The 11,884-nt window shown below is 50.1% G+C and carries 11 protein-coding genes; 6 read left to right on the top strand and 5 right to left on the bottom strand.

All coding sequences use genetic code 11. The features are described 5' to 3' along the window. Window positions 1-61 precede the first annotated feature (61 nt). Entirely contained in the window at window positions 62-1,075 is a 1,014-nt protein-coding gene (locus LRP54_RS06360; protein ID WP_231205714.1) for a LacI family DNA-binding transcriptional regulator, read from the bottom strand. Between the two features lie 123 nt (window positions 1,076-1,198). Between LRP54_RS06360 and LRP54_RS06365 the strand changes: the two genes are divergently transcribed. The 4 genes from LRP54_RS06365 (at window position 1,199) to LRP54_RS06380 (ending at window position 6,321) form a co-directional block, all read left to right on the top strand. Next, window positions 1,199-3,187, top strand: coding sequence for a glycoside hydrolase family 31 protein (locus LRP54_RS06365; protein ID WP_231205713.1), 1,989 nt, complete (start codon window positions 1,199-1,201; stop codon window positions 3,185-3,187). A gap of 103 nt (window positions 3,188-3,290) precedes the next feature. Next, window positions 3,291-4,556, top strand: coding sequence for an ABC transporter substrate-binding protein (locus LRP54_RS06370; protein ID WP_231205712.1), 1,266 nt, complete (start codon window positions 3,291-3,293; stop codon window positions 4,554-4,556). Beyond that, window positions 4,553-5,470, top strand: a complete 918-nt coding sequence (locus tag LRP54_RS06375) for a carbohydrate ABC transporter permease (protein ID WP_231205711.1) — start codon at window positions 4,553-4,555, stop codon at window positions 5,468-5,470. Before LRP54_RS06370 ends, LRP54_RS06375 begins: the two co-directional genes overlap by 4 nt. A gap of 2 nt (window positions 5,471-5,472) precedes the next feature. Next, the gene (locus LRP54_RS06380; protein ID WP_231205710.1) at window positions 5,473-6,321 is read left to right on the top strand and encodes a carbohydrate ABC transporter permease; all 849 of its coding nucleotides are present in this window, start codon (window positions 5,473-5,475) and stop codon (window positions 6,319-6,321) included. Window positions 6,322-6,760: 439 nt separating this feature from the next. Here LRP54_RS06380 and nrdE read toward each other — a convergent pair whose 3' ends face one another. The 4 genes from nrdE to LRP54_RS06400 form a co-directional block, all read right to left on the bottom strand. Next, on the bottom strand, window positions 6,761-8,917 hold the full coding sequence (nrdE, locus tag LRP54_RS06385; protein ID WP_231235412.1) for a class 1b ribonucleoside-diphosphate reductase subunit alpha: 2,157 nt from the start codon (window positions 8,915-8,917) through the stop codon (window positions 6,761-6,763). Further along, entirely contained in the window at window positions 8,887-9,303 is a 417-nt protein-coding gene (nrdI, locus tag LRP54_RS06390; RefSeq protein ID WP_231205708.1) for a class Ib ribonucleoside-diphosphate reductase assembly flavoprotein NrdI, read from the bottom strand. The genes nrdE and nrdI overlap by 31 nt, the downstream gene beginning before the upstream one ends. Before the next feature lie 85 nt (window positions 9,304-9,388). Then, entirely contained in the window at window positions 9,389-9,649 is a 261-nt protein-coding gene (nrdH, locus tag LRP54_RS06395; protein WP_231205707.1) for a glutaredoxin-like protein NrdH, read from the bottom strand. A 512-nt stretch (window positions 9,650-10,161) separates the two neighbouring features. Further along, window positions 10,162-10,476: a hypothetical protein gene (locus LRP54_RS06400; RefSeq protein WP_231235413.1), complete on the bottom strand. Its 315-nt coding sequence runs from the start codon at window positions 10,474-10,476 to the stop codon at window positions 10,162-10,164. Window positions 10,477-10,612: 136 nt separating this feature from the next. On the opposite strand from LRP54_RS06400, the gene LRP54_RS06405 reads away from it, so the two are divergent. Further along, entirely contained in the window at window positions 10,613-11,089 is a 477-nt protein-coding gene (locus LRP54_RS06405; RefSeq protein WP_231205705.1) for a RidA family protein, read from the top strand. Between the two features lie 154 nt (window positions 11,090-11,243). Continuing rightward, entirely contained in the window at window positions 11,244-11,792 is a 549-nt protein-coding gene (locus tag LRP54_RS06410; protein WP_231235414.1) for a DUF2249 domain-containing protein, read from the top strand. Window positions 11,793-11,884: the final 92 nt, after the last annotated feature.

Genomic DNA, 11,884 nt, shown 5'->3' on the forward strand with positions numbered 1-11,884 from the left:
GAATATGCGAGCGGCACCTTGGTTAGCTGAGGTGCCGTTTGCTATGGGATTGTGATGGTGGCTATGTAAGAGTGCGTAGGGTGTCGCCTTCGTGGAAAAACGGGGTGATGAGGTGATGATCTGGCGTTGAGGGTGTGGGCGCGTCAATCCGTTCCAGAAGTAAATTCATTGCTTGTTTAGTGACCTCACCCATGCGCATATCAAAGTGGCAGGGACGGTCAAGTGTGTGCGAATGTGTGTAATCCCAAGAGCTTGCGACAAGGCTGACATGTTGGCCGGGGATAAGGTTTTTATTACGTAATGCGTTACACCAGTCGTCGGTGGGGGTGGTGGGAGCAAGTAAAAGAGCATCGCCGTAGCCAAGGTTGAGGTATTCGAGCTGTGAGATTGCGTTTTGGTATGAAAGGGTTACTTTGTGTTCGCGTATTTCGATAGCTGAGGCTGCTGCGTGTTCATATACAGCGTTTCGGAATCGCTCAATAAAGTTCAGGTCTTGCAGTGATGTGTCACCCGGAGCGAGGAGTGTGATACGTGTATGGCCGCTTTGGGCAAGTATGTCAACAGCGTGTCGCCCAGCGTATTCGTAATCAGAATCAATTGCTGTGATCGGGGCGCAAGAGTCCGGTATGCCAATAAAAACGGCTGGCGTGTGGGAATCGGCAATCATGTCAGCTCGGGGATCGTGTGCGAGAACTTCCATAAGTAAAAGTCCGTCACATAATGCGCTATCCATGACGCGACGAAGTCCAGAAGTTCCTTCGTCAGCGGTAACCAGAAGGATGTCATAATCATGTGCGCGTGCTTGATGAGCTAAAGATATGAGGAATTGATGCTGGGCGACAGGGTCTGCGCCAGCATGTTGAGGAACGACAAGGCCGATGACATTTGATCGGCTGGAACGTAGTGCGCGTGCTCCTGAATGAGGGTGATAGCCGAGTTCTTCCATTGCGTGGAGGACGCGGTTTTCTGTTTCAGGGGCCACAGCTCGGCGGCCACTCATGACATAGGAAACCGTTGTTTGTGAAACGCCTGCGAGTCGTGCAACATCGTGGCTTGTAGGTTTTTTTCCGTTCATCGACACACCGCCGTTGACATCAAGAGGAGTCGTCTATATTCTATAGACATTAAATTAATTCCGAGCAGGGTAGTTCGGAAGTTATTTTACTGTAAGAAGCATACGTATGCGTAAGGGGGCACAATGCTGGATGTTACGGTAATTCCCACGGGATTTGAGGCTCGACATGAGCATCAAGTGTTACGGGTAGAAACATGGGGGCCAGATGCTGTGCGCGTGCGCATTTCACGTCACACTCTTGATCGCCCTGATTACGGTGCGCTCATTGAAACACCAGAAGCTGTACAGGCCGAGGTTGAAGTTTCTGATACGCGCATACGAATGCGTGCCGGTGAATTAGGTGTAAACCTTGTTCTGGATCCTGGAGCAGGAAACCCTCGAACAATGCTCACCTTCCTCCGCAATGACAAAGTTATCCTTACGGAAACTCCCGAACACTTCTGGTGGCCTGGAGCACATGGAATTTACCCCGTCCACGGTGGCGCTGAAGTTCATCAAGTATTTGCATCCGACCCAGAAGAACGCTTCTATGGTCTAGGGCAACACTCACACGGGCACCTGAACCACAAGGGCCTGGTCATGGACCTCATTCAACGTAATGGAGAAGTATCCATCCCCTTCGTACTGTCTGATCGAGGCTACGGATTCCTATGGAATAACCCAGCTGTTGGTCGCGTCGAATTTTCTGCAGACTCAACCAGATGGGTCGGACAAGGCACAGAAATAATCGATTACTGGCTATGCCTTGCACCCACACCGCGTGACATCCTTGCACGTTACGCCGATGTTGTTGGACATGCACCGGTACTACCTCAATGGGCCACAGGATTTTGGCAGTCACGCCTGCGTTACATGTCCCAAGAAGAACTTCTTGAGGTCGCGCGCCGCTACCGTGACCTCGACCTGCCCCTATCTGTCATCGTCACAGACTTCATTCACTGGCCCGCCATGGGAGATTTCCGTTTCGACGAAAATGAATACCCTGACCCCGCTGCCATGATGCGCGAACTTGACGACATGGGCACAAAACTCATGGTGTCAGTATGGCCAACAGTATCGCCACTATCAGAAAACTACGAAGAAATGCGCAGCCGCGGATTCCTTGTCGGCACAGAAAACGGCGTTGAATTCCACCAAAAATTCAAAGACAAAGGTATGCCCACCGCAATGCCAGTCGCTTTCTATGACGCTACCAACCCTCAGGCCCGCGCATACGTATGGAACAAAATCAAGCAAAACTACCATGACCTTGGTGTTCGCGTATTCTGGCTTGACGCATGTGAACCAGAACTTAACCCAGGGCACCCAGGAAACCTGTCTTACCACGCAGGCCCAGGTTTGGCTGTCAATAACACCTATCCGCGCGACAATGCAAAAGGTTTCTACGACGGTATGCAGGAAGCGGGAACACCTGAAACCGTGCTCCTGTGCCGCTCAGCATGGGCCGGACAAGCACGATACGGCGCGGCAGTATGGTCAGGCGACATTGCCCCCACATGGGAAGCCCTACGCACCCAAGTCACCGCAGGACAAAGTATCGCAATCTCCGGTATCCCCTGGTGGACCTCAGATATTGGTGGATTCCACGGAGGCGACCCCACAGATCCTGCATACCAAGAACTATTCATCCGATGGTTCCAATTTGGCACATTCTGCCCACTATTCCGTTTGCACGGACACCGCGAACCGCGTGAAGCCGAAGGCGCAGTCAGCCCAGGAGGACCTAACGAAATCTGGTCCTACGGCGAAGAAGCCTTCACAATCGCTGCGGACTACATCCGTCTACGCGAAAAAATCCGCCCATACATCAATCAACTCATGGAAATAGCGGCCACAGACGGCATACCGCCAATGCGCCCACTTTTCCTTGAATACCCCCACGACCTCCAAGCATGGAATACAGAACACGAATTCATGCTCGGACCAGATCTCCTGATTCGCCCAGTAACCGAAGCAGGAGTCACACACACCCAGGTGTACCTGCCGCAAGGCGCCACATGGCGTGAGCTTGCGACAGGACAAACCTACACAGGTGGATGCACTGTCGAAGTGGACACACCAATCCACACAATCCCTGTATTTATTCGAGAAGGAGCCGATTTACCACTGTGACAACGGAACCGTGAGCGCATCAACGTCCGATGCGCCAGCGGTATATATCAGACAATCCGTGACAACACGGGATGACAAAGTTCCCAACGAAAGAGTAGGAAATATGATCACCATGAAGAAAGGCCGCAGCTTCCTTGCAGCTGTGTCTGCCGTAGCTGTAGCTTTAAGCCTCGGAGCTTGTTCACAGGGGAAGATGCAAAGCAGCACCGAATCCTCCGCATCCGGTGCAGCCCCCGCAGGTAAAACCACCATTGAAATGTGGGATTACTTAGGGCAGGGCGTATCTAACACAGGTATGCAAGCAGCCATTGCCGCTTTCGAAAAAGCTCACCCTGAGTACATGGTCAAGCGCACCTCCTTTGCCTATGGCGACTTGGCTAAATCTATCGTCCAAGGCGGTGTAGGCGGAGCAGTCCCAGACCTTGCTGTTGTTGACGTCGTGGATAACCAGAACTTCGCAGCCCTTGGAATGCTGAAAGACCTCACAGATACCGATGGGTCACGCGCATCAGAATTCCATCCTGGCCCTTGGACCTCAACTCAGATGGACGGAAAAACATACGGTTTGCCATTGAACTCCAACAACCTCGGCTTGTACTACAACAAGGCACTGTTGGATGCTGCCGGAGTATCAGTACCAACCACATGGGACGAACTCAAGACCGTAGCAAAAGCCGTTACTCATGATGATGTCACAGGCCTTGCAATTTCAGCTGTCAAAAATGAACAGGGTACATTCCAGTTCCTGCCATTCGTGTGGCAAACCGGCGGCGACCTGCAAAACTATGACACTGCAGGTGCTCAGGCTCTGGAATTTGTGAAGTCAATGATTGATGAGGGCAGCGTGTCCTCAGCAGTGACGAATTACTCCCAAGAAGATGCTCGCACACAGTTCACTGCAGGCAAAGTAGCTATGATGATGAATGGCCCGTGGGAATTGCAAAACCTGGCAGATGTTGACTTTGAATGGGGTGTTGCTCCACTTCCGAAAGGCAAAGCAGCAGGAACCGGTCTTGGTGGTGAGAACGTTGTCGTCATGAAGGAAGGTAAGCAAAACGAAGGCGCAGTCAAACTCGCTCAATTCCTGACCAGCGCTGAAGGAGCCAAGATTTACTGCGACGAAACAGGTCAGCTTTCCGCTCGCCCAGACTTGGCTGGCAAACTCAAGCTGTCCTCCGACGAAAAACTCAAAGTATTCGAGGATCAACTCGCTGTTGCACATGCACGCGCATACGGCAAGCAATACGCGAAAGTATCTGAAGCTGTGCAGGTTTCTTTGCAGGAAGCTCTGACAGGAGCCGCCTCACCTGAAGAAGCTGCAAAGAAAGCATTCGCTCAGATCATGACATTACTGGAGTCTGACAAGTGAGGACTCAACCCTCTCAGGCACGAGCCTCGGGCGCACGTACACGCACCCGAGGCTTGGGCCTCGCCCTTTCCGCACCAGCACTGATCTACATTATTGTTTTCCTGGTGGCACCCTTGTGCTACAACCTGTGGATTTCTTTCAGTGATGCCAACGGCGCGAACCTTATATCTGGGGAATTTAGCCCGCGAGGATTCGACAACTATGCGGCAACCCTTAAAGACCCAGAATTTTGGAATAGCGTCACACTCAGTGCTATTTTCACAGTGGCGTGCCTGGTCTTGCAGTTCATCATCGGATATGCGTTAGCCCTCTTTTTCCGCAGGCCATTCCCTGGAAACGGTGTGATCCGAGCTTTGCTGCTGGTTGGATGGATCCTTCCGCCCGTTGTCACAGGAACCATATTCAAATGGATTTTCGATTCTGATTACGGCGTGCTGAACTATTTCCTTGCAAGCATCGGAATTATTCACCAACCAATCCAATGGTTAACCGGTCCAATAACTGCAATGATCGCCATTGTTACCGCAAATCTGTGGGTCGGTATTCCTTTTAACATGCTCCTGCTGCTTTCCGGATTACATACGATCGACGACAGTTTGTATGAGGCTGCTCAAGTAGATGGTGCAGGATGGTGGCGACAATTCCGGTCCATCACCTCACCTTTGATGCGTCCAGTCATTATTTCTGTTTTACTGCTTGGCGTCATCAACACATATAAGGTTTTCGACCTGATATACACGATGACAAAAGGTGGACCTGTCTCTGCGACGACGACTCTGCCGGTTTACACCTACTTGCAGACCTTCAAGATTTTTGAATTTGGCAATGGTGCGGCGGCTTCAACACTGACACTGATCCTGCCGTTGGCCTTGTCGTGGTTCTACGTGCGTTCTTTACGTGAGGAGGACCGGTAAATATGCTTTCTGCCGCTGAAAAACGACGCAAACGAAATGCGTGGTTAAAATCAGGTGTCGCATGGGTACTGGCTGCCATTTACCTGTTCCCCGTGTACTGGATGGTCAGTACCTCACTGAAAAACACCGCAGAAACATTCGCGCAACCACCGCACATCATTCCCCATGCACTGCATTTTGACTCATATAAAGCGGCTTTTTCGCCGGAGTATGGTGTGTGGTTAGCGCTTGGAAACTCTTTCATTATTGCTACAGGCACACTGGTACTGACACTCGTGATTGCAGTGCCCGCGTCATATGCGGTTGCACGTTTCCGTGATGCTGTCTCGACGTCAATGATGGTGCTGCTGACAGTTGTTCAGCTATTGCCTGCAATTGCTATTTCCATCCCCATGTTCGTTATGTTCAGGCAAATGGATTTAATTAACACATATGCCTCTATCATCATTGCGGATGTGTCGGTGACCTTACCTTTTGCTGTGATTTTGTTGCGCCCTTACTTCAAGCAATTCCCTTATGAAGTGGAGGAGGCAGCAAAACTTGATGGCCTAGGAGTTATCCAAACGATTATTCGCATTATCATTCCAACCATTCGCCCAGGTGTGGTCATGATTGGCTCATTTGCTTTCCTCATGGCATGGGGTGAGTTCACATTTGCGCTTACCTTATCAACGCAACAGGAAATTCAGCCTCTTACTGTGGCATTGAATCGGTTGATTGGTCAGTATGGGACGAACTGGAATGATTTGATGGCTGTGGCCACGATTATCGCGGTCCCAGTGCTATTGATCTTCATTGCGCTGCAACGTTACATTGTGGCGGGCCTCGCTGGAGGTGCAACGAAGGGGTAGTGCTGATGTGGGCCAGGTGAAGCTGACCACACGGTGTCGTATATGCGGCTTGTGCGTATGCGGGATGACAAGTGCTCTGTGCGGCGTCCTTCTGTTGGTGGGTATGGTGCCCCTAGCAGAGGGATGCCGCACTCAGCTATTCAGGTACTATTTGCCTGTCCTTGCGCATGTGACGCTGGGCGGACATTGCGCTGATTGATCTATCTGAATGTGGTGATTCCTTACCGTGACAACGAAAACAATCCCACAAACAAAACCTCACTATCCTTAACTCATAACACTGTAACCAAATATGAGGGGGATCTAGATTGCAGGCTACATTTCATGAAACTGGCGAAGAAAGCGAAAAGGAGAATGAAAGATAATCCCTCATTCCCCTTATCACCAGATATTTGCACTGTCAGGCATCAGCTCAGAGCAAATACTCAGGTAGTTGGCCTCACAGCATACAAGACACGCAGCCTTCAACTTCTGTTCCCTCTAAAGCCATCTGACGCAAACGCACGTAGTACATGGTCTTAATGCCTTTACGCCATGCATAAATGTAGGACTTGTTAAGGTCACGTGTTGTCACAGTATCCGGATAGAACAAAGTCAACGACAAACCTTGATCGACATGCTGAGTAGCTACCGCATAGGTGTCAATAATCTTCTCAGGACCGATTTCGTAGGCATCCTGATAGAATTCCAAATTCTCATTCGTCATGAACGGGGCTGGATAATAGACACGTCCGATTTTGCCTTCCTTACGGATTTCAATGCGTGACACGATCGGATGTATTGATGAAGTGGAATTGTTGATGTAACTAATTGAACCTGTCGGCGGAATTGCCTGTAGATTCTGGTTGTACATGCCGTAGGTCTTAACGTCCTGAGCCAATGCGCGCCAATCATCGGCAGTAGGAATATGGATAGAGGATGCCGCTAACAATTCACGGCATCGTTCAGTTGTAGGCTCCCACGTGCCGTTGATGTACTTCTCGAAATATTCACCCGAAGCGTAGGCTGATTTTTCAAAGCCTTCAAAAGTAACCCCGCGTTCCCGAGCAATTGCACATGACGCTTTAATACATTCGTAGGCAACAGCAAGGAAATACATATTTGTGAAATCAAGGGCTTCTTCAGAACCGTAATAAACGCGCTCGCGCGCCAAGTAGCCATGCAAATTCATCTGCCCTAAACCAATCGCATGACTCATTGAGTTTCCACGAGCAATTGAAGGAACAGATTGAATATCCGACAGATCTGAAACAGCTGTCAGAGCGCGCACGGAAGCCTCAATAGTTTGTGAGAAATTCGGTGAATCCATGACTTGCGCGATGTTGAGCGACCCAAGGTTGCAGGAAATATCTTTACCGATAGTTTCATACGACAGATCCGCGTTGTAGTGTGAAGGCTCAGATACCTGAAGGATTTCACTGCATAGATTCGACATCGTAATGCGACCGTCAATCGGATTTGCACGATTCACAGTGTCCTCAAAAACGATGTATGGATAGCCGGATTCAAACTGAATTTCCGCAAGAGTTTGAAAGAAGCGACGTGCATTTATTTTCTTCTTACGGATACGTCCGTCATTGACCATCTCGCGGTATTTTTCTGTCACAGAAATATCGGACAGAGGCTTCCCGTACACGCGTTCGACATCGTAAGGACTGAAAAGGTACATATCTTCGTTATTACGTGCCAGTTCGAACGTAACATCAGGAATAACAACGCCAAGAGATAATGTCTTGATGCGAATTTTTTCATCCGCATTTTCACGTTTCGTATCTAAGAAACTCATGATGTCAGGGTGATGAGCATGCAAATACACAGCCCCCGCGCCCTGACGCGCTCCCAGTTGGTTCGCGTAAGAGAAGGAGTCTTCCAAGAGTTTCATTACGGGAACAACACCGCTGGACTGATTCTGGATTTTCTTAATCGGAGCACCGGCTTCACGCAGATTTGTCAGTGAAAGTGCAACGCCGCCGCCTCGTTTAGACAGTTGGAGTGCTGAGTTAATGCCGCGAGCAATGGATTCCATATTGTCTTCGATACGCAGCAGGAAGCAAGAAACCAGTTCACCGCGTGCAGCTTTACCCGCATTCAGGAAGGTCGGTGTTGCCGGTTGGAAACGGCCAGTCATGATTTCATCTACCAGTGTCTGCGCGAGTTTGACATCACCACGAGCAAGGTAAAGCGCAACCATGGTGACGCGGTCCTCGAAACGTTCAAGATAGCGCGTGCCATCGAAAGTTTTCAGAGTGTAGGACGTGTAGTACTTGAAAGCGCCCAGGAAAGTGGGGAAACGGAATTTATGCGCGTAGGCTTGCTTGTAGAGCGCTTTAATATCAGCGAAATCATACTGATCGAGGACATGTTTTTCGTAGTAGCCCTCGGTCACTAAGTATTCAAGTTTTTCTTCTAAGTCGTGGAAGAAAACGGTGTTTTGGTTGACGTGAGTCAAAAAGTATTGGCGAGCAGCCTTCCTATCAGCATCAAATTGGATGCGGCCGTGCTCGTCGTACAGGTTGAGTTGCGCATTGAGGGCGTGGTAATCCAGCTCTGGAGCAGGAGCAGGTTCTACGCCGGTGTCTGTGAGGTTTTCTGCCAAAACTCGCTCAATCCTTCTTGAACTCGTGAGACATCTTCGGGCGTGCCGAGGAGCTCGTACTTGTACATATGAGGGACACCTAGTTTTCGGGAAATAATATCCCCTGCTAGACAGTATGCTGTCCCGAAATTTGTGTTGCCGGAAGAAATTACTCCCAGGCAGTGTTTCCGATTGTCAGGGTCGTTGAGGAAACGAATAACTTGTTTGGGAACGGCGCCCTTAAAGCTTCCACCACCGTATGTGGGAGTGATGAGGACGTATGGTTGGTCAACATGTAAGGGTTCTTCCCGCGGTAGCAAAGGGATACGCTGTGCGGGGAAACCTACTTTTTCTACGAAGCGCCGAGTGTTTTCAGTCGCTGAGGAAAAGTAAACGACGTTGACCATCAATTGCCCTTTAATGTGGAAAAGTGTGTGAGGCCATGAAAGTACCTCCCAGTGGTATGGCAACACACTGAGAGGCAAGGTTTATTTAGGCGTGCACAACCTGCAAAGCAGGAGCGGTGGCAGCAGCGATAGCGGCTTTGATGCGGTCGGGGCGGAAACCGCTCCAATGATCGTCGTCGGTGACCACAACAGGCGCTTGCTGATAGCCCAAGCCTTTGATGTATTCCAAGGCATCCATATCCTGTGATACGTCGATGGAGGTGTAGGCAATACCTTGCTTGTCCAAAACCCTGTAGGTGGCATCGCACTGTGGGCAACGTGGCTTGGAGTAAACGGTAATCGCCATAATTAACCTCTTTCGGTGCAGTGTTACGGGCATATGACATGCCTGTAATCACATGGATGTTATTTCGTAAAGACACGGTGGCCTCTTTGATGAACTCAACACTACACCTTGTGTCTAAATTCGTCAGCGACCACCATATGTTGTGTTTCACGCTCTGTTGCCTCAGGGGGTGTGGATAGGGTGTGGAGACAGCGGCAGGCACATGTGGAAGACCCTCATGAAGGTTGAATCACCCCATGAAAGATTGTCATGAACAACAGCATATGTGTCGTGATTTGTTGGCAAAAAATGACCTTATCTGATGGGGTGAAAAGTATTACTCCCCTCTGTGGATAAATCATCTATGAGTGTCCACAGGCTGTGGATGATGAAGACAAATCAGCTCACACGTGACCGGAAAAATACTTTCCTCATCGGCGTGTCGTCCCGAGTCCGTCCACTATCTGAACATGGGTACTGTTGATGAGTTCCGCGTATGCAAAGCCGCCTATTTACAGGCGCATATCAAGTTTTTATACGTTTGAATTTCCTGTATATGACGGGTTTGCCTCGCTATCACGCGGTGAAGGAGTAGGAGCATGAGACGTGGATGGCGCGGCAGAATCCGCTGAGAAAACAGCATCAGCTGAAGAAGTAGAATCAGGTGAGGAAGTCTGGGAGTTTCCGCTAACTGAAGTAAAGACACCGATAACAATGCACGTAATCGCAGCCCATTTCAGAAAATGACCATAAGAGGTATGCGCTAATACGGCTGCCAGTATTGATAAAAGCACTCCTGCGCACACTATGCCGAGCAATACCCATTGTTTTGTCGTGAAATTACGCATAAAAGATCCTGTCCTCTGTAATACATACATAGTGTCTCATGAGGCCCGAGTGGGAACAGGAGCATGAAACCTGCGGGTAGTACTCTGAAAACACGTCTATACATACAAGCCCACAGATAAGTAAAGGACACAATTGATGACAACTTTGAGCCAACGCCTCCAAGAACGCGGAATCGAACTCCCTGAAGTTCCCACTCCCGTTGCCGCTTACGTTCCCGCTGTAATTGACCGAGGCGTTGTTCGCACTTCCGGTCAGCTCCCGATGGAAAACGGTGAACTCGCATGTATTGGCGCAGTAGGAGCTGATGGGGCTGACTTTGAAGATGCTCGTGACGCTGCGCGAGTATGCGCCCTCAATGCTTTAGCTGCTGCCGCCGCAGAAGCTGGAGGCGTGGATCGTTTGGAGCGGGTTATCAAAGTGACAGCTTTTGTTGCCTCCCTGCCCGATTTTTACAATCAAGCGCAAGTGGTCAATGGGGCTTCTGAATTCTATGCAGATCTTTTTGGTTCACTTCACGCACGTTCAGCAGTCGGTGTGGCCTCCTTACCTTTGAATGCTTCCGTTGAAATTGAAGTAGAGTTCGCGCTTGCCGACTCACACAACATCGAGTGAATGTGGATAGCGTCCACAAGATCGCCCTATATCGCGCAGTTCATGGCACATATGCGTACACTAACGACCCAGAAGGATATACCCTCACAGGGTATATAAAACGCTGTGAAATTAAGGTGGCAAACACCATGCCACCCGAACCGGAGAGTATGTAATGAATGAAACTCACCCAGATGTAACACCACATGATGATCGACAAATGTTCCGTCTAGTCGATTCACGTGTAAGCGCTCGCCCAGCTGGTTCAGGCTGTGGGTGCGGTGGCCACGGACACGAGCAAGCCTCGCATCTTCAAGAAGCTACAGGAGGGCCTGAACTTGCGCGACATCGTGGCGGCAAAGGGTGCGGTTGCGGAGGCCATGCGCACACATCCCACACAGCAGATGCTGCCACGCCTGCGGAAAAACCTCAGCATGGCTCTCATGGTGGCTGCGGCTGTGGTGGTCATGGGCGAGGACATCGCGCTGAACAGGGAACACAAACAGAAGAACTGGTTGTCCACTCGTGGCCACGTAGCGTGCGTAAAGCTATGATTTTTGCAGCTGTCGATACCTTACCGGCAGGTGAAAATCTGGTGATCGTGACACCGCATCAACCAGAATCAATCTTTGACCACTTGCAAGCCAGTGACAATCACTACCGTGTTGAAACCCTGCAATCTGGTCCCGATCAGTGGCGTTACCGTATTACACGTATTTCATGAAAAGTATGGCAGCGGTACCTTGAACCTGCTATTTGCCACACAACATTTGCGCAAAAGCACACAAGTTACCGCTGCTTTACCTACATGCTGAC

The sequence above is a fragment of the Schaalia sp. lx-100 genome (assembly GCF_021083625.1).
GTDB lineage: Bacteria > Actinomycetota > Actinomycetes > Actinomycetales > Actinomycetaceae > Pauljensenia.